The organism is Antarctobacter sediminis, assembly GCF_019218285.1.
Lineage (GTDB): Bacteria > Pseudomonadota > Alphaproteobacteria > Rhodobacterales > Rhodobacteraceae > Antarctobacter > Antarctobacter sediminis.
In genome coordinates, this window is the sequence record NZ_JAHUZG010000002.1 from 507,920 (window position 1) to 525,557 (window position 17,638).

Annotated in this window: 19 protein-coding genes and 1 tRNA gene; 8 read left to right on the plus strand and 12 right to left on the minus strand. The window is 62.0% G+C overall.

From position 1 onward, the window contains the following. Positions 1-138: 138 nt before the first annotated feature. Entirely contained in the window at positions 139-1,449 is a 1,311-nt protein-coding gene (gene miaB / locus KJP30_RS10300) for a tRNA (N6-isopentenyl adenosine(37)-C2)-methylthiotransferase MiaB (RefSeq protein ID WP_218449049.1), read from the minus strand. A 111-nt stretch (positions 1,450-1,560) separates the two neighbouring features. On the opposite strand from miaB, the gene KJP30_RS10305 reads away from it, so the two are divergent. Beyond that, positions 1,561-2,430, plus strand: coding sequence for a glycosyltransferase family 2 protein (locus tag KJP30_RS10305; protein WP_218449050.1), 870 nt, complete (start codon positions 1,561-1,563; stop codon positions 2,428-2,430). A gap of 15 nt (positions 2,431-2,445) precedes the next feature. Here KJP30_RS10305 and KJP30_RS10310 read toward each other — a convergent pair whose 3' ends face one another. The 4 genes from KJP30_RS10310 to fabB form a co-directional block, all read right to left on the minus strand. Then, a complete protein-coding gene (locus KJP30_RS10310) occupies positions 2,446-3,504 on the minus strand; it encodes a GAF domain-containing protein (protein WP_218449051.1) in 1,059 nt (352 codons plus the stop codon). Positions 3,505-3,595: 91 nt separating this feature from the next. Continuing rightward, the gene (locus KJP30_RS10315) at positions 3,596-3,934 is read right to left on the minus strand and encodes a hypothetical protein (protein ID WP_218449052.1); all 339 of its coding nucleotides are present in this window, start codon (positions 3,932-3,934) and stop codon (positions 3,596-3,598) included. A gap of 10 nt (positions 3,935-3,944) precedes the next feature. Beyond that, complete coding sequence (locus tag KJP30_RS10320; RefSeq protein ID WP_218449053.1) at positions 3,945-4,733, minus strand: enoyl-ACP reductase FabI; 789 nt, start codon at positions 4,731-4,733, stop codon at positions 3,945-3,947. 15 nt (positions 4,734-4,748) lie between these two features. Next, positions 4,749-5,978: a beta-ketoacyl-ACP synthase I gene (gene fabB / locus KJP30_RS10325; protein ID WP_218449054.1), complete on the minus strand. Its 1,230-nt coding sequence runs from the start codon at positions 5,976-5,978 to the stop codon at positions 4,749-4,751. 305 nt (positions 5,979-6,283) lie between these two features. On the opposite strand from fabB, the gene KJP30_RS10330 reads away from it, so the two are divergent. After that, positions 6,284-6,841 (plus strand): hypothetical protein, encoded by a 558-nt coding sequence (locus KJP30_RS10330; protein WP_218449055.1) that lies wholly within the window; start codon positions 6,284-6,286, stop codon positions 6,839-6,841. 224 nt (positions 6,842-7,065) lie between these two features. Here KJP30_RS10330 and fabA read toward each other — a convergent pair whose 3' ends face one another. Next, entirely contained in the window at positions 7,066-7,575 is a 510-nt protein-coding gene (fabA, locus tag KJP30_RS10335) for a bifunctional 3-hydroxydecanoyl-ACP dehydratase/trans-2-decenoyl-ACP isomerase (protein WP_218449056.1), read from the minus strand. Between the two features lie 182 nt (positions 7,576-7,757). Between fabA and irr the strand changes: the two genes are divergently transcribed. Further along, positions 7,758-8,180 carry a Fur family transcriptional regulator Irr gene (gene irr / locus KJP30_RS10340; RefSeq protein WP_218449057.1) on the plus strand — a complete coding sequence of 141 codons (423 nt, stop codon included), beginning with the start codon at positions 7,758-7,760 and terminating at the stop codon, positions 8,178-8,180. A gap of 75 nt (positions 8,181-8,255) precedes the next feature. Continuing rightward, the gene (locus tag KJP30_RS10345) at positions 8,256-9,314 is read left to right on the plus strand and encodes a TauD/TfdA family dioxygenase (protein WP_218449058.1); all 1,059 of its coding nucleotides are present in this window, start codon (positions 8,256-8,258) and stop codon (positions 9,312-9,314) included. 49 nt (positions 9,315-9,363) lie between these two features. Here the strand turns inward: KJP30_RS10345 and KJP30_RS10350 are convergent. From KJP30_RS10350 to KJP30_RS10360, 3 genes are all read right to left on the minus strand, one after another. Then, positions 9,364-9,449 (minus strand) — tRNA-Leu (locus KJP30_RS10350). A 50-nt stretch (positions 9,450-9,499) separates the two neighbouring features. Continuing rightward, a complete protein-coding gene (locus tag KJP30_RS10355; protein WP_246594463.1) occupies positions 9,500-9,955 on the minus strand; it encodes a tetratricopeptide repeat protein in 456 nt (151 codons plus the stop codon). 114 nt (positions 9,956-10,069) lie between these two features. After that, positions 10,070-10,573, minus strand: a complete 504-nt coding sequence (locus tag KJP30_RS10360; protein ID WP_218449060.1) for an Lrp/AsnC family transcriptional regulator — start codon at positions 10,571-10,573, stop codon at positions 10,070-10,072. A 130-nt stretch (positions 10,574-10,703) separates the two neighbouring features. On the opposite strand from KJP30_RS10360, the gene putA reads away from it, so the two are divergent. The 3 genes from putA (at position 10,704) to KJP30_RS10375 (ending at position 15,389) form a co-directional block, all read left to right on the plus strand. Continuing rightward, entirely contained in the window at positions 10,704-14,138 is a 3,435-nt protein-coding gene (putA, locus tag KJP30_RS10365) for a bifunctional proline dehydrogenase/L-glutamate gamma-semialdehyde dehydrogenase PutA (RefSeq protein WP_218449061.1), read from the plus strand. A 106-nt stretch (positions 14,139-14,244) separates the two neighbouring features. Then, positions 14,245-15,024 (plus strand): rhomboid family intramembrane serine protease, encoded by a 780-nt coding sequence (locus KJP30_RS10370; protein ID WP_218449062.1) that lies wholly within the window; start codon positions 14,245-14,247, stop codon positions 15,022-15,024. Beyond that, positions 15,021-15,389 (plus strand): GFA family protein, encoded by a 369-nt coding sequence (locus tag KJP30_RS10375; protein WP_218449063.1) that lies wholly within the window; start codon positions 15,021-15,023, stop codon positions 15,387-15,389. Before KJP30_RS10370 ends, KJP30_RS10375 begins: the two co-directional genes overlap by 4 nt. 15 nt (positions 15,390-15,404) lie before the next feature. Here the strand turns inward: KJP30_RS10375 and KJP30_RS10380 are convergent, their stop codons facing one another. From KJP30_RS10380 to KJP30_RS10390, 3 genes are all read right to left on the minus strand, one after another. Continuing rightward, positions 15,405-16,196, minus strand: a complete 792-nt coding sequence (locus KJP30_RS10380; protein WP_218449064.1) for an inositol monophosphatase family protein — start codon at positions 16,194-16,196, stop codon at positions 15,405-15,407. 85 nt (positions 16,197-16,281) lie between these two features. Further along, positions 16,282-16,575 (minus strand): hypothetical protein, encoded by a 294-nt coding sequence (locus tag KJP30_RS10385; protein WP_218449065.1) that lies wholly within the window; start codon positions 16,573-16,575, stop codon positions 16,282-16,284. A 105-nt stretch (positions 16,576-16,680) separates the two neighbouring features. Continuing rightward, positions 16,681-16,977 carry a hypothetical protein gene (locus KJP30_RS10390; RefSeq protein WP_218449066.1) on the minus strand — a complete coding sequence of 99 codons (297 nt, stop codon included), beginning with the start codon at positions 16,975-16,977 and terminating at the stop codon, positions 16,681-16,683. Between the two features lie 141 nt (positions 16,978-17,118). Here KJP30_RS10390 and KJP30_RS10395 point away from each other — a divergent pair, with 141 nt between their 5' ends. After that, positions 17,119-17,577, plus strand: coding sequence for a YHS domain-containing (seleno)protein (locus KJP30_RS10395; RefSeq protein ID WP_218449067.1), 459 nt, complete (start codon positions 17,119-17,121; stop codon positions 17,575-17,577). Positions 17,578-17,638: the final 61 nt, after the last annotated feature.

The window sequence follows — 17,638 nt, forward strand, 5'->3', positions numbered from 1 at the left end:
ACATTAGCAAAGTTGCCTTCCCTGTGAAGAGAAAAGCTATGCATACTGTCCCAAATTCGGAAACAGTTCCCGCAACCGCCTTGTTTTACTGTGGATAATCCGAACCTATTTTTTGAAACAAAGGGTTCGGAGCGGTCGTTAGAGTGGGTTCAGGCGTCCCTTGAGCGAGTTCGGCCCGCTGGAATCGATTCGGACTCTGGCCAGATCACCGGGGGCGATTCCGTCGCTTTCGACATGAACCGCGTGCAGATACTCGGATTTTCCGACCATCTGGCCGGGCATCCGTCCGGGCTTTTCGAACAGCACGTGGACATCCCGTCCGACCATCGCGTCCTGAAGGCTGCGCTGCTGGCGGGTCAGCAGCGCTTGCAGCCGCTGCAACCGGTCATCCTTCTCTGCCTCGGGCACCTGCGGGCGTTCGGCCGCAGGGGTGCCGGGGCGCTCTGAATACTTGAACGAAAAGGCCGAGCCGTACTGAACCGCCTCGATCAGGTCCATCGTGGCCTTGAAATCCTCTTCGGTCTCTTCGGGGAACCCGACGATGAAATCGCCCGACAGATGCAGATCGGGCCGTGCCGCGCGCAGCCGTTCGATCAGGCGCAGATATTGCTCGGCCGTGTGCTGGCGGTTCATCCGCTTCAGGATCTTGTCCGAGCCCGCCTGCACCGGCAGGTGCAGATAGGGCATCAGCTTTTCGCACTCGCCATGCGCCGCGATCAGGGCGTCGTCCATGTCATTCGGATGCGACGTGGTGAACCGGATCCGCGCAAGCCCGTCGATCTCGGCCAGTGCATGGATCAACCCGGCTAACCCGCCGTCGTGGCCGTGGTAGGCGTTCACGTTCTGACCCAAGAGCGTGATCTCGCGCACGCCGCGTTCGACCAGATCGCGCGCTTCGCGCAACACACGTTCCGCCGGACGGCTGACTTCGGCACCGCGCGTATAGGGTACCACGCAAAAGGCGCAGAACTTGTCACAGCCCTCCTGCACCGTTAGGAAAGCCGTCGGCCCGCGCTTGGCCTTGGGGCGTGCCTTGAGGTGTTCGAACTTGTCTTCCTCGGGGAAATCCGTGTCCAGCGCCTTGGCGCCGTTGTGCGTCCGCGCCGTCAGTTCCGGCAGGCGGTGATAGCTTTGCGGCCCGACCACAAGGTCCACCATCGGCTGCCGCCGCATGATCTCTTCACCCTCGGCTTGCGCCACACAACCCGCCACGCCGATTTTCAGGTCCGGCTTTTCCGCCTTCAGGCCTTTGTAGCGGCCCAGTTCGCTGTAAACCTTTTCTGCCGCCTTTTCGCGGATGTGGCAGGTGTTCAGCAGGATCATGTCCGCGTCTTCGGGCCGTTCCGTCGTTTCATAGCCCTCACCGCCCATGGCTTCTGCCATGCGCTCGCTGTCATAGACGTTCATCTGGCAGCCGTAGGTCTTGATATACAACTTCTTCGGGGCCATGGCGCGCGCTCCTGTGTGGTACGAGGGCTGCGGATACCCCAGAATCCCCCAATCTTGCAATGCACCAGATTTTCACCGACTCTGGGGCAAAAGCCCCACCAGAGGCCGAGCATGTTCTATTCAGACCTAGATCAATTCCTGTCCCAAGGCGCAGAGGCGCTGAAACGCGGGCCTGTCGCGATGATCTTTGCCGAGGATGCGACTGAGCTGGACACCACGCTGCGCCATCATCGGCACTGTGGTTTTCGGGCCGTGGTGCTTTTTGGGGATAGCGAGCTTGCCCTGCCCCCGGATCTGGAAGGCAAGATCCACCACGTCGGCCATGACATGCGTGAGGACGGCGCCCTGCAAACCGCTGTGAACGCCGTGATTCCCCATGCGACCGGGCAATGGCTGTACTACTGCTACAATGCCGAGTACCTCTTTTTTCCCTTTTCCGAAAGCCGCACCATCGGCGAGATGCTGACCTTCCACACCGAGGAACGGCGCGACGCCATGCTGACCTATGTGGTCGATCTCTACGCCGGCGACCTAGACCGCCACCCCGATGCTGTTTCGCTTGACGACGCATGGATGGACCGGTCGGGATACTACGCGCTTGCCCGCCCGGATGCCGCCAATCACAATCATCCGAAGGAACGGCAGCTTAATTTCTTTGGCGGGCTGCGTTGGCGGTTCGAGGAACATGTGCCCGAAGACCGGCGCAAGATTGACCGGATCGCGATCTTTCGCGCCAAACCCGGTCTGACCCTGCGCGAGGATCACACTTTTTCGGATGAAGAGTACAACACCTATGCCTGCCCGTGGCATAACAACCTGACGGCCGCCATCGCATCGTTCCGCACGGCCAAGGCGTTGAAACGGAACCCTGGCTCGACCTTCGACATCCAGAGCTTTCGCTGGCACAACTCGACACCGTTCGAATGGCATTCACGGCAGTTGCTGGACTTGGGATTGATGGAACCGGGCCAGTGGTTCTGACCCGCCCCCTACACGTCAGGCAGGCACGCCCTCTCGGTCTGACGGGCTGAACTCCAGCAGCATCGCAGCGAACATGCTGGCAATGCCAAGAACCGTTTCGTCGTTCACGTCCAGAGGGGTTGCCCGCAGGTCCGGCCCCGTCAGTTCGATCACCCCGATGGACTGCCCGCGGGCGTCTTGAATCGGGACGGCGGCATAATCGCGGGCCGGTGCGCCTGTCAGGTCGGTCCGTGTCTCGGCCGTCATGCCCGCGTGACGACTTAGGATGCGCCCGCTCTGCATCACCTGCCCTGCCAGTGTATTGTCCAGCGGCATGCATTTGCCGGGCTGATGAAAGCCCGATGGAGACATCCGTGCAAGGATGCGCGCCTGCCCACCCTCGACCAAGGCCAGATGCCCCGCAGAAAACCCAAAGGCCTGCACCGTTGTCCGCACCAGTTCACGCAGACGGGATGGCAGATCCAGACCGGGTGCCAAAGCCGGTTGCGCCACCAATTCGTTCAAGGCGGCATAGCGTTTCAGGCGTTCGTGAGCCACTTGAAGGCTGCGATACAATTGCTCTTGTTTCAGGACGTGCGACCGCAAGCGGATCTCATCGCTGACACAGACCGCCAAATCGCCCAACAGCGCCTCATCCCGGGCCGACCATTTCCGTGGCCGGGCGTCAATCACGCATAGCGCGCCCAGCGGGTTGCCCCCGGGATCATGAACCGGCTGCCCAAGATAGGCGATCACGTTCAGATCGCGGATGGCGAGGTTTTCGCATACCAACGGATGCTCGCGCGCATCGCTGACGATCAGCGGCGTATTGCTGTTCTTGACGTGCTGGCAAAAAGAATGCGACAGCGGCGTTTCCCCGCGATCGGACCACGGGGCGTCAAGCCCCAGTTGGCTGGCAAAGACCTGCCGGTCGCGCAATTCGTCGATGATCGAGATCAGCGCCACCGGCACGTCGAACATGGCCGTCGCCACGCGCGTCAGGCTATCGAACGCAGGCGGAGAGGTATGAGATTTCAGTTCCTGAACAACAGGTTTCAGGACAGAATCCGCCCAATTGGACGGTTTGATCTGCATCATTTGGGATAGGTCCTCAGGCGCGTGTTTAGCGACCGAAGCTATCCCTCACATGGTTTACAAACAGTTAACGAAAGCCTCTGACACGAGGTCAGACAGAGGGATCGACAAGCCCGCCATAGGTGCAGATCGCGCCATGTCCATCGGTCGCGCGGACCAGTCGATCCACCCGGAAAATCGCATGCACGTAGCGCAAATTGCCTTCGGCTCCGTAGACATAGCTGACGCATGTCTCATCCCAGTCCGCGGGATTGCGCTCGTATCCGGCATCCACGCCAAAGACCGCTTCGGCCTGTGCCGGCGACATGCCGGTCGACAGTTTGCGGGCCTGTGCGCCTTGACCTCCGCCCCCACCCGTCACGGGGGCAGCGCCCTCCATGCAACCTCCAAGGGCCAGACTTGCGGTCAGGGCAATTGCAAAGCCGCGCATCGCCATCTCCTTACAGGTTTTCCAACTGCGGCATCCCGACCACGTGATATCCGCCGTCCACCATGATGACCTCACCGGTCGTACAGGCCCCGGCATCCGAGACCAGCCAGACCGCCGTGCCGCCCACCGCCTCCAGCGTTGCGTTCGAGCGCAGAGGCGCGTTGGCGCCCGTGTGCTTGTAGGTCCGCCGCGCACCGCCGATGGCCGCACCGGCCAGCGTTTTCATCGGACCGGGGGAAATCGCGTTGACGCGGATGCCTTCCGGCCCAAGGTCATTCGCCAGGTAACGTGTCGTCGACTCCAGTGCCGCCTTGGCAACGCCCATGACATTGTAATTCGGCACCACCCGCTGGCTGCCCAGATAGGTCAGCGTCAGCATGGTGCCGCCTTCGGTCATCATCGGATGCGCCCGCCGCGCCACCTCGATGAAGGAATAGACCGAGATATCCATCGAGTTCTTGAAGTTCGCCCGGCTGGTGTTGATGAACCGCCCGGTCAGTTCTGTCTTGTCCGAATAGGCAATCGCATGGACGAGAAAGTCCAGACGGTCCCAACGCTCTGCCAGTGCGGCGAAACCCGCATCAAGAGAGGCATCGTCGGTCACGTCCATATCCACAAGCAGGTCGGACCCAACGCTCGCCGCCAACGGCTCCACGCGCTTGCCAAATGCCTCGCCCTGATAGGAAAAGGCCAGTTCTGCACCGGCCTCGTAGCAGGCCTTGGCAATTCCCCAGGCGATCGAACGATCGTTCGCCACGCCCATCACAAGCCCGCGCTTGCCTTCGAGACTCATCATCATCCCAGCCTATCCGCGTCAGTCGTCATATCGCGACAGCACCATCGACCCGTTGGTGCCGCCAAAACCAAAGGAGTTCGTCATCACCGAATCCAGCCCCGCGTTTTCCACCAGCGAGGTCGCGATCTCTGCGGGCTTCAGCGCGGGGTCCAGCGTTTCCACGTTGATCGAGGGGATGATGAAATCGTTCTGCAACGCCAGCAGGCAATAGATCGCCTCTTGTGCGCCGGTCGCGCCCTGGCTGTGGCCGGTCATCGACTTGGTCGAGCTGACCGGCGGTGTCGAACCGTCACCGAACACGCGGCGCACGGCCTCGATCTCGCCCACGTCGCCCACCGGAGTCGAGGTGCCATGCGCGTTGATATAGCTGACCTTACGGCCCTCGGGCAGCGTCGACAGCGCGATCCGCATCGCCCGCTCACCGCCTTCGCCCGAAGGGGCCACCATGTCCGCCCCGTCCGAGGTCGCGCCATAGCCGGTCACTTCGGCATAGATCTTGGCGCCGCGCGCGCGGGCGTGCTCCAGCTCTTCGAGCACGACGATGCCGCCGCCGCCCGAGATGACAAACCCATCACGATCCGCATCAAAGGCGCGGCTCGCCCGTTCCGGGGTGTCGTTGTACTTGGACGACATCGCGCCCATGGCGTCGAACAGGCAGGACAGGGTCCAATCCAGTTCCTCGCCGCCACCGGCGAACATCACGTCCTGTTTGCCCATCATGATCTGCTCGGCCGCGTTGCCGATACAATGCAGAGAGGTCGAACAGGCCGAGGTGATCGAATAGTTGATCCCCTTGATCTTGTAGGCCGTCGAAAGGTTCGCCGACACGGTCGAGCACATGGCCTTGGGCACCGCGAAGGGGCCGACCCGTTTGGTCGCGCCAGTCTTCAGCACCGTCTGATGCGCTGTCAGCATGGCCGAGGTCGACGGCCCGCCGGACCCGGCCACAAGGCCGGTGCGCGGGTTCACGATGTCGCTTTCGTCCAGACCGCTGTCCGCGATGGCCTGCCCCATGGCGATATAGGCATAGGCCGCGCCCGGCCCCATGAAACGCAGCGTGCGCTTGTCCACGTGGTCGGCCACATTGAGGTCAATGGCCCCGGCGATCTGGCTGCGAAAACCATGTTCCTTCATCTGCTCGTTGGCAGTGATCCCGGATTTGCCCGCCTTGAGCGAGGCAAGAACCTCTTGGGCATTATTGCCGATGCTCGAGACAATCCCGAGCCCGGTGACGACGACGCGGCGCATGGAGCCTCCTCCTGATGTGTCAGGATGTTACTAGGGTAAGGAGGGGGGGAGGCGCAAGGAGGTGTCGGACAACGCCCTACTGCATGAATCTTCGCGGCAGGGGCAATTCGGCCCAGAGCTTTCCACCATTGCCGGGCTCCGATCGCCCAAACCCGCGCCCCCGGAAACAGGCCATCCTACACCTATGGGTGAAATTGTGGTAACGTCGGCGCGTCAAAGTGGAGCGCGATTCAGCCGGCCCGCTTTGAGGTGTTTTGCCGAGACCTCCCTTTCTTATCTTTGGATTCAAACTTGGAGACCGTCCAATGTCACCAATCAAGCGACTAATCTCGATAGTAATTTGTGGCGCTGCATTTCTGACGACCACACCTGCCGCCAAAGCCGATATTATCAGCATCCTGGGCAAGGCCGAACGCGGCGAGGAAGGTATTTCGATACAGGACTATTTCTGTTTGTGCGTGACCGCCGAAAACTGCCCCTGCATGGCAAGCCCCCTTCCCCTTCCCACCCCTGACGATCCAATTGTCCGGGAAAGGGGATACACCCGGGTTATCCTGATCCCCGACGAAGCCAATCCACGCGTTGAGGAAATGGAAAACGGGCTGGCCAAAGTCAGCTTCGAGTCTTCCGTGCCGATCCGGTTTTCAACCTCCTATGACGCCTCCATCGACGCGCTGCGCCAAGACGTCATGGAGTTCAACGCCGACAGCGACGATGTGAAAGTCGACGATGAAGACATTCAGGTCCTCTATCTATGGGGCGGGCTGACCAAGCTGGGGAAATTGGCATGGAAGCATCGGGTCAAGATCGCGCTGGCCGTTGAGGCCGCCGTCGAAACCATCATCGAAGAGTTCGACGAGTAGAACCGGCCCCGGAAAAAATCGCTGCCGCAAGGTTTGACCGAACCTTGCGGCGGTCCTTTCGTTCCCGACAGAGCGCGCGTTTCAGTCTTTGCACTGCGGGAGCCGCCTACAAAGACAACGACACCGTGTCCAATCCTGGAACAGCCCCGCCACCTCAAAGAAAAAACGGGCCCCCGAAGGAACCCGTTCGCGATCTTTGGAACTGCCGTTCACCCAAGGCGGGCTCAGCTTTCGGACAGGGCCACCTTCATGTCCTTGACCTCGTAGATGACCTCTCCATCAGCTTCCACGATCCCGTCGGCCACGCCCATGGTCAGGCGGCGGGTTTGCACAGCCTTGGTGAAATCCACCTTGTAGGTCAGCATCTTCCGGTCGGGCCGCACCATGCCCTTCAGCTTGACCTCGCCCACGCCCAGCGCATAGCCCCGACCCGTCCAGCCGCGCCAGCCCAGGTTGAAGCCGGTCAACTGCCACAAACCGTCCAGCCCAAGGCAGCCCGGCATGATCGGATTGCCCGGGAAATGGCAGTCAAAGAACCACAGGTCCGGGGTGATGTCGAACTCGGCCAGAACATGGCCCTTGCCATGCAGGCCACCGTCGCCGGAAATCTCGGTGATCCGGTCCATCATCAGCATCGGCGGTTCGGGCAGCTGGGCGTTGCCCGGCCCGAACAACTCTCCACGGGCGCATTTCAGCAGCTCTTCCTTGCCAAAGCTGGTCGGATAGTCGGCCATTCAGGCGGATCCCTCTTGTCGTGTCACATTCAAAACCTGAACCGGTCTAGCACCCGGCGTCCGCGCCATGCAAGCCTGCCACCAAGGGGTGCGACCCTGCCGCCCGGCTGCAAAATGCATTGAATTGCGGCACGAAGCCGCTTTATATACACTGTCAAAGTTCGAACAGACGGCGAGAGACGATGTCCGAGGCGATCGAGCGAGGAAAAACATGGCTGGGCCGCAGCGACCTGCGCCCGACGCGTCAGCGCGTCGCGCTGGCTGCGTTGCTCGTTGGCGATGGCCAGAACCGCCACGTGACCGCCGAAAGCCTCTTTGCCGCCGCCAAGGACAGCGGTGAACAAGTCTCGCTTGCCACGGTCTACAACACGCTCAAAGCCTTTTGCGAGGCTGGCCTGATGCAAGAAGTCACGGTCGATGGTTCGCGCAGCTACTTTGACACGAACACCCATGATCACCCTCACTTCTACTGGGAAGACAAGGGCGCGTTGACCGACGCACCTGCGCATCAGCTGGAAATCAGCCGCCTGCCCGACGCGCCGGAAGGATCTGAAATCGCCTCTGTCGAGGTGGTGATCCGCCTGCGTCGCAAAACGAACCCCTAAAGGCCGCAAACGGACCTGCCGGGCCCATAGGGCGCTGCCTATCCTGACCGAAGAACGGCAGGGAGGCGCAGGACCATGAGCATTCTGGATAGCATTCCGGATCGGATCGACGGACCGCAGGCCTGGACCGGGGACGAGATGCGCGCCAACCCATCGCGCTGGCTGGTCCAGCTAGACGCCAAGGATGTGGCCGACCTTGAACAGGCGGCGGCGCATTTCCTCTCGCTTGACCGCGATGTGGGAGAGATCACGCGCAAGGATTTCCCTTTGCGCAATTTCCAGTCGCACCTCGAACAGCTTCAGAAGAAACTGCGGAACGGCAACGGGGTGGAGGTTCTGCGCGGGTTGCCGATCAAAACCTACGATCAAAAGACGGCGGCGACGATCTTTTGCGGCATCGGCGCCCATCTTGGGGTGGCACGGTCCCAAAACGCCGCCGGGCACATCCTTGGCCATGTCCGCGACCTTGGCGCGGACGCCAGCAATCCCAACACCCGGATCTATCAGACGGCTGATCGCCAGACCTTTCACACCGACAGCGCCGATGTGGTCGGCCTGCTGTGCCTGCGCAACGCACGCGAAGGTGGCGACAGCCTGCTGGTCAGCGCCGTATCGATCTACAACCGGATGCGCGCTGAGCGGCCCGACTTGTTGGAGCGCCTCTTTGATCCCATTGCCACTGACCGGCGCGGCGAGGTCCCCGAGGGTATGCAGCCCTTCATGACGATCCCGCCCTTGAATTGGCACGCGGGACAGTTGACCGTCTTTTACCAGCGCCAGTACATCGACAGTGCACAGCGTTTCGCCGAAGCTCCGCGTCTAACCCCCGATCACGTGGCGGCCTTGGACATGTTCGACCAGCTGGCAAACGATCCCGCGTTGCATTTCTCGATGCGGTTGCAACCCGGAGACATGCAGTTTGTCTATAACCATGCCCAGCTGCATGACCGGACCCGCTTTACCGACTGGCCCGACCGCGAGAAACGCCGGCACCTGTTTCGACTATGTCTTTCGCTTCCCGGCGACCGCCCCCTGCCCGAGTGTTTTCGCCAGCGCTACGGGTCAATCGAGATTGGCAACCGCGGCGGGATCATCACACCGGAAACGCGACTGCACGCCCCGCTGGACGTCTAAGAACGGCCCGTCACCGACTGGCTGAAGCGTCATCGTTTTTCTGAAACACTGGTACCCGCGGCCGGACTCGAACCGGCACGGCCATACGGCCTGGAGATTTTAAGTCTCCTGTGTCTACCATTCCACCACGCGGGCCAGTGTCGCGACCATAGACTTTCGGCCTGCCGTGTAAACCGCCAGAATGCCTAGAGTTCATCCCCGGGTAACGGTTTCAAAAGCGCACGTTCCGCCAACCAGGGATTGACAGCCAGGGCAGCCCTCAGGGCAAGCTGTGCGTCTTCCTCGCGCCCCATGGCAAAGAGTGTCACCGCCTTGCCCGAAAGCGCGCCCACATGGCGCGGGTTCAGCTCCAACGCCCGGTCGAGGTCGGGCAAAGCCGCCGCGAAATCCTCGCGCAGAAAGTTGACAAAGGCTCGCTGGTTGTACCCCTCGGCATAAAACGGACAATAACCAACCAGCGCGTTCAACCGATCCAGCGCGTGCAGGAAATCAAACCGTGCGCGCGCACGCATACCGTCATCCAGCATGGCCTGACTGGCCTCGTCCGGCGCGTTGTCCCAGTATCCCCACATCTGGTTTGTGATGGCCCGCGCAGCCATTTCGTCAGGGGCAACAAGCAAGGCATCATACAGCGGGTCCATTTCCGCACTGTGATCCGGGGCAGTCGGGCACCCATCACCCCATAGGGGAGAGGCGAACATAGTCAGGACAGCGGCATATTTCATAAGCAAATGGTGGCACGGGTTGCCCTTGGGTCAAGTCACATCCGCGACACCGTCCTCTTTGACCGCCTCCATCGCCACAAAGGTCGAGGTCGAGGCGACCCCCGGCAGGGTCGACACTTTCTCGGCCAACACGCGCCGATAGCTGGGCATATCCTGTGTTCGGACTTTCAGAAGATAGTCGAAATTCCCGGCAATCAGATGCGCCTGTTCGATTTCGGGGATGGTTGCGATCGCATCATTGAACCGAGCAAGCGTCTTTTCCCGCGTATCGACCATGCGGACTTCGACAAAGGCCACGTGATCCAAGCCCAGCCGGATCGGGTCCAGTACCGCCCGGTATCCGCGGATATAGCCCGCCTCTTCCAGCCGCTTCAGTCGGGTCTGTGTCGGGGATTTGGACAAACCGATACGCCGGGCCAGTTCAGTGACGGAAATCCGCGCCTCACCCGCCAGTTCACCCAGAATCGCCCGGTCAAAGCCATCCAGATCATCACCACCCGTTTGCACCGAAAAAACCTCCAAAATCAGACGCATTGGCGCAGCATTCGCCAACCTTCGGGAAATTCGCCCGCACGCCTCGGATTATCTTACCCGAAATGACGCGTCAGAGAAGCCCCTGCGCGCCATTTCCCCATTTCCGCATCAGAACGCGAAAGGCACGAGAATGCCGAAGGACCAGATGACAGACCTGCGCACGCGCATTGACGCGCTCACCTATGCCGACGAGGGCGACACGCTTGCCCACCTGCGCGAGAGCGCCGCGCTTGATACCGTCGCGCGGGCCGCGATCTCTGGCAAGGCCGCACAGCTTGTCCGCGATATCCGATCGTCGACCCGCCCCGGGTTGATGGAGGTCTTTCTGGCCGAGTATGGCCTTTCGACCGAAGAAGGCGTGGCGCTCATGTGCCTTGCCGAGGCCCTGCTGCGCGTGCCTGATGCCGCCACTATCGACGCGCTGATCGAGGACAAGATCGCACCGTCCGACTGGTCTCAGCACCTCGGCCATTCCACCTCGCCGCTGGTCAATGCCTCGACATGGGCGCTTATGCTGACGGGCAAGGTTCTGGAAGATGCCAAACCGGGGCCGGTTGGCCATCTGCGTAGCGCCATCAAACGCCTTGGCGAACCGGTGATCCGCACCGCGGTCGGCCGCGCAATGCGCGAGATGGGCGCGCAGTTCGTTCTGGGGGAAAGCATCGAGGCCGCGATGAAGCGCGGCAAGGCGCAAGAGGCCAAGGGCTATACCTACTCCTACGACATGCTGGGCGAAGCCGCCCGGACCGAAGCCGACGCCCAGCGCTATTTTGACGCCTATGCCCGCGCGATCCGCGCCATCGCCGCAAATGCGCCGCATGAGGCTACCCGCGACAACCCCGGCATTTCCGTCAAACTGTCCGCCCTGCATCCGCGCTATGACGAATTGCAGGCCGAAAGTGCCTGCGCCGCGCTGGCGCCCCGCCTCAACGCTCTGGCCCTGCAAGCCAAGGACGCGCGCATCGGACTGAACATCGACGCCGAAGAGGCCGACCGCCTGTCGCTCTCGCTTGACGTGATCGAAGAGGTGCTGTCCGACCCGCGTCTTGCCGGATGGGAAGGTTTTGGCGTGGTGGTTCAGGCCTATGGTCAACGCGCAGGCGCGGTCATCGACTACCTTTATGCGCTGTCCGAAAAGCTGGATCGCCGCATCATGGTACGTCTGGTGAAAGGGGCTTATTGGGACACCGAGATCAAGCGCGCTCAGGTTGCAGGGCTAACGGGTTTCCCGGTGTTCACCTCCAAATCCGCGACGGATGTGTCTTATATCGCCAACGCGCGCAAACTGCTGTCGATGACGGACCGCATCTACCCGCAGTTCGCCACGCATAACGCGCACACGGTTTCCGCCATCCTGCACATGGCAGATGACCTGACCGCCTTTGAATTCCAAAGGCTGCACGGCATGGGCGAAACCCTGCACCGTCTGGTCATGGAGCAGAACACGACCCGCTGCCGGATCTATGCCCCGGTTGGCGCACATCGTGACCTGCTGGCCTATCTTGTCCGCCGTCTTCTGGAAAACGGGGCGAACTCCAGCTTCGTCAACCAGATCGTGGATGAGGACGTGCCTCCCGAAACCGTGGCCGCCGACCCGTTTGAGGCCGCACCGGGGCGGGCCCTGACCGCCGGGCCAGACCTGTTCCAGCCGGAACGCCGCAACTCTGCCGGGCTGGACCTGCGCCACCGTCCCAGCCTGACTGCCCTGGATGCGGCGCGCGGGGCTTTCAAGGGGCACCAGTGGTTGGCCGGTCCGCTGACGGTGGCCGACGCACCTGCGGGCGAAACCGCCGCCGTCCTTAACCCCGCGGCGAGCCAAGATACGGTTGGCCATGTCACTTGGGCCAGCGCCGAGCAGGCGCGCGCAGCGGCCTCTGCCGCCCAGCCATGGCAGGTCACGCCAGCCGAGCGCGCCCGCATTCTGAACGCCGCCGCCGATCTGTATGAAGCCAATCAGGCAGAGATTTTTGCAATCCTGCACCGCGAGGCAGGCAAGACACTGATGGACGCCTTGGCCGAACTGCGCGAGGCTGTGGACTTCCTCCGTTACTATGCCGCGCGCGGACAGGACGGTGCCGACAGCCCGCTGGGCACCTTTGCCTGTATCTCGCCGTGGAACTTCCCTCTTGCCATCTTCACCGGCCAGATCGCCGCTGCACTGGCCGCAGGAAATGCCGTTCTGGCGAAACCCGCGGAACAGACGCCACTGATCGCACATTTCGCGACCCGACTGCTGCATCAGGCTGGTGTGCCCGCGGCCGCCTTGCAACTGTTGCCCGGCGCGGGTGACGTTGGTGGGGCGCTGACATCCTGCCCGGATGTTGATGGCGTCGCCTTTACCGGCGGGACCGAAACGGCACAGATCATCCATCGCAGCATGGCCGATCACCTTGCCCCCGGCGCGCCGCTGATCGCTGAAACCGGCGGTCTGAACGCCATGATCGTGGACAGTACCGCCCTGCATGAACAGGCAGTACAGGCGATCATAGAAAGCGCCTTCCAATCGGCGGGCCAGCGTTGTTCGGCGCTCCGCTGCCTTTACGTGCAGGAAGACGTGGCCGAGGGCTTTTTGGAGATGCTCAAGGGCTCCATGCAATGCCTCGCCGTGGGCGATCCATGGCAGGCTGCCACCGATGTCGGCCCGGTGATCGACGCAGAGGCGCAGGACGGCATCCTGTCCCATATCGCGCAGGCCGCCCGCGAGGGACGTGTCTTGCAGCAGGTCGCAGTTCCCGCAAGCGGACATTTCGTTCCGCCGACCCTGATCCGGGTCAACGGAATCAAAGATCTGGAACGCGAAATCTTTGGCCCTGTCCTGCATGTGGCGACCTACAAGGCCCGCGATCTGAACAAGGTGATCGACGCGATCAACGACACCGGGTTCGGCCTGACCTTCGGCCTGATGACCCGGATCGACGAACGCGTACAGCAGGTCTCGGAACAGGTGACGGCGGGCAATATCTACGTCAACCGCAACCAGATCGGCGCTATCGTCGGCAGCCAGCCGTTCGGCGGCGAAGGCCTGTCCGGAACCGGTCCCAAAGCCGGCGGTCCGCGCTATCTGAACCGGTTCCGCGCGCATCCCGCGCCCGAAACCGCCGTGACCGGGGACAGCGCCGCCCCCCAAGCCGATCTTGCAGCGCGCATCGCACAGGCCGCAGCCAGCGCACCCGCACCACAGCGCATTGACCTGCCCGGCCCCACGGGCGAGGCCAACGTTCTGCATGACCACGCCCGTGCCCCGGTTCTGTGCCTTGGCCCGGGCCGCGACACAGCAGAAGCGCAGGCCAAGGCCATCCGCGCGCTTGGCGGCTGTGCGGTCGTGGCGCCCGGGGTTGCCGCAGAGGCACTGGCCACGCTTGACGGCTTTGCCGGGGCGCTGTGGTGGGGTGACAAGGACGCGGCCCGCGCCCTGCGCCAGACACTGGCCGCCCGCAAGGGTCCGATCCTGCCGTTGATCACCGGCATGCCGGATCAGGGCCACGCCCGCGCGGAACGGCACGTCTGCGTCGACACCACGGCGGCAGGCGGCAACGCCGCTCTGCTGGCCGGACAGGACGCCTGAGCCGCCATAAAATCCCGCCGAAAGCGAGGCATGCCTTCGCTTTCGGCCCGTGGGTCAAACCGCTTTCCGGCTTGACCTCACGCGGACCGGTGCCAATCTCCAGTCCATGTTTCCGATCCGCGACCACAACCCCTCGGGCCGCACGCCTTTCGTGACCTACGCCCTGATCGCGATCAACGTCGCGGTCTTTCTTTATTCGCTGCAATTCGAAGGCGCCCCGCGCGCGCAACTGAATTTCTACGCCGAATACGCGCTGGTGCCACGGTTCCTCAGCGAAGGCTTTGGATATTCCGGCCTGTTCACCTCTATGTTCCTGCACGGCGGCTTTATGCACATCGCGGGCAACATGTTGTTTCTCTACATCTTCGGGGACAATCTCGAGGATGAGATGGGGCACATCGGCTTTACCCTGTTCTACGTTGCCGCGGGGCTGGGGGCCGGGTTGATCCATTGGACCTCGGCCCCACTGTCAAACGTGCCAACCGTGGGAGCATCTGGCGCGATTGCGGGGGTCATGGGTGGCTATTTGCTGTTGTTTCCCAAGGCACGGGTGGACATCCTGTTGATCCTCGTGGTGATCTTCAAAATCATCCCCGTGCCCGCATGGCTGATGCTGGCGCTATGGTTTGCCATGCAGCTTTTCGGCGGGTGGAGCGCACCCTCTGATCAAGGCGGCGTGGCCTATTGGGCCCATGTGGGGGGCTTTGTGGTGGGTCTTGTTCTGACAATCCCGGTCTGGCTGCGGCGCGGTGCGACGTCCTACTGGAACCGCACTCATGGACATCCACCGCACCCAGAAAAAGAATACGCCTTTGAACGCAGCCACGTCCCCCGCGTCCAGGGCCGCAAGAGTCACACCCAGGTCCCAAGGATTCGCCGAAAATGACCGAAACCCATACCGCCACTTGCCATTGCGGTGCCGTCGAACTGCGCGTCACCCTGTCAGAGGGCACGGCCTCGGCACGACGGTGCGACTGTTCCTATTGCCGACGTCGCAGCGCAGCGGTCGTCACGGCCCCGCTGGATGGAATCGAGATCGTCAAAGGCCGGGATAACCTGACGCTTTATTCCTTCGGCACGCATACGGCCCAGCATCATTTCTGCAAGACTTGCGGCGTCTACATGTACCATCGCCGCCGGTCCAACCCGAATGAACACGGGGTGAACCTATATTGCATCGAAGGGATGGAACCCAAGGCATTCGAGCCGCTCAAATGGAACGATGGGGTCAATCACCCATCGGATCAGTAAACGGCCCGTGCCGGATCAGCTCTCGCGCAGCAGTTTGGCAAAGCCCTTGAAGACGTCGTTGTTCGCGCAGAGGATACTGCCGCTTTCCAGCGGATCCTGATCCTCACGAATACCTTCGACCAGCGCACCCGCCTCCTTGGCGATCAGATAGCCCGCCGCGATGTCCCAGAGGTGCAGCTCGCGCTCCCAGTAGCCTTCGTAGCGACCGGCCGCCACATAGGCGAGATCCAGAGCCGCCGACCCAAAGCGCCGCACACCAGCACATTCCGGCATCACCCGGGCAAGATCCTTGAGCGTGGCAGGAAGCGTCCTTTTGGCCGCAAAGGGAATGCCCGTGGCAAAGACCGATTCGACCATACGGCGACGGCCCGACACGCGCAGACGTTTGGAATCGTTCAGCCATGCACCGGTGCCGCGTTCAGCATAGAACATCTCGTCCTTGGCGGCGTCGAAGATCACCGCCGAAACGATCTGGCCCTTGTGTTCCAACGCGATGGATACCGCCCAGTGCGGCAGACCGTGCAGAAAGTTCGTGGTGCCATCCAGCGGGTCGACGATCCAGCGGCGCGTCGGGTCCTCTCCGGGCGTTTCACCGCTTTCTTCACCCAGCCAGCCATAGTTCGGGCGGGCGCCCAGCAGTTCCTCCTTGAGGATGCGCTCGGCCTCCATGTCGGCTTTGGAGACAAAGTCGCCCGCGCCCTTCATCGAGACCTGAAGGTTCTCGACTTCGCGGAAATCCTTGACCAGCGATCGCCCCGCCTTGCGCGCCGCCTTCATCATGATGTTCAGATTCGCGCTGCCCTGCATGGCCCGGCCTTTCCCGCGTGGTCACAAAAGAAATCAGGCCGCGCATATACGCGGCCCGACGGATAATGCCAAGAGGCGCAGGCCCTCAGCGGTAGACGACACCTTTTTCGCCGGGCACGATCTGCGGCGCATAGGAACGGTGACCCGAACCCGAGTGGTTGTAGTACACGCCCGCGTTCGGCGTACCGCAGCAGACAACGCCGCCAGCCAGAACCGGTTGCAGGCCCGCGGGGCAGAAATTAGGTGCCTTGTATTCGTGGATCAGGAAATTCGAATTCGGATCATTGGTCGCATCGCCCATGTACATGTCACCCCAGGCCAAAGCCGAGGTGGCGCTCAGGGCGATCGCCGTGGCAGCGGCGGTCAGCGTCAGTTTCATTATGTCCCCCTAAAGACGATGAAAAATTGTCAACAGGCTACCAGCACGCCAGCCTGAGTCAATTTCTTCATGTCATTTTCGGAAGATTCTCCCGTTTTCGGCGACTCATGCAGGGTTACTGTCGCCGAATTCCTGCCAATAGCCGCCCATCGCCACGATACAGGATGTGCCCGAGGCATATTTGATCACCATGGTCCAATCGCCCTGCGAGTCGGTCCAGATCTCAACCACCTCTTCGGGGCTGCGCAATCCGCTGGCGCGACGCTCGGTCCCGAATTGTTCCACCAATTTGCGGTGCATCTGGTCCGTCGGCGCGCAAAGCACCTCGGCGATCGGACTGCCCAAGGCAGCGGTGCCGGGCAGGCCAAGACAGAAAACCAAAGAAAAAATCGCGCGTGCCATGGCTCAATGTAACAGAATCATGACGATCCGACGAGAGGATTTCGCCCAACACGCCGGCTCAACTCCGCGTGTCCGGGGCTTATGCCAATCGCACAGGCAGGCCATTCTTTCGTCACACACCATCCCTGACCGGAGACAGCCATGACCAACCTGACCCGCCGAGCCACTCTGAGCCTTGCGCTTGCCGCCCCTGCCCTGCTGATTACCCAGCGCGCCGCCCTTGCAGCCGAGCCAGAGATCTATGCTGAGGCCGGCATTGCCATCGACGGGTCCGACCCCGTGGCCTATTTCGCCGAACAGGGCCCGGTGCCGGGCGGTGCGGCGACGACGGATTGGAAAGGCGCGACATGGCGCTTTGCAACACCAGAGAACGCGGATGCCTTCAAAGCCGATCCGATGAAGTTCGCCCCCCAGTTCGGCGGGTATTGCGCCTATGCGGCGTCGTTGGGTTACCTTGCGCCGACCGCGCCCGAAGCCTGGACCATCCACAAGGGACAATTGTTCCTGAATGCCAGCCTGCGCGCGCGTGAGCTTTGGCTACAGGATGTGGATGGCAATATTGCCAAGGCGCGCGCCAACTGGCCGGGCATCCTTGGCTGATTTCGGCCGCCGTGGCGGGCCGTAGCTTACCCTTCCTTCAATCCCGCCTGAGCAGCAAGGC